The following is a 426-nucleotide window of genomic DNA, read 5'->3' as shown; positions in this document are numbered from 1 at the left end:
CAACAAAACCGAAGGAAGACTACAGAACGCACATAACCTACTAAAGATTTTAAAGTTATACCTATATTAAATCAAAAACTTTTGACAATACTAAATTAAAAGGAAGGAGACAATCATGAAAAGAACAAAAATTTTCCAAGTCACATTACATTTATTGGCAGTCCTTGTATTTTTCTGTATCGCTTCATCTAATTTACAAGCACAACTTGATGAGGCGATTAAAGCACATGGCGGAGTTGAGGCCTTTCGCCAATTTGGAACGCTTCAATACGACTTGAAAGGTTGACACAGTCAATGTACTCCAAATGGGAAAAAATAATAGAACGAGCACAACGGCTTAATAGGAGTAGCTGCAACTATTTTCTTGAGTGGCGGTGGCGCTTGGAGCCCGGACTTAAGATCTACAAATTAAGCAGCTCGGATTTT

General features: G+C 37.6%; 1 protein-coding gene. It reads left to right on the top strand.

Annotation, left to right across the window (positions count from 1 at the left end):
- Nucleotides 1-115 precede the first annotated feature (115 nt).
- Nucleotides 116-286, top strand: coding sequence for a hypothetical protein (locus tag IH879_21490; protein MCH7677501.1), 171 nt, complete (start codon nucleotides 116-118; stop codon nucleotides 284-286).
- Nucleotides 287-426 lie beyond the last annotated feature (140 nt).

This window comes from candidate division KSB1 bacterium, assembly GCA_022562085.1.
Classification (GTDB): domain Bacteria; phylum Zhuqueibacterota; class Zhuqueibacteria; order Oceanimicrobiales; family Oceanimicrobiaceae; genus Oceanimicrobium.
This window is presented reverse-complemented; position numbering and strand designations above follow the sequence as displayed.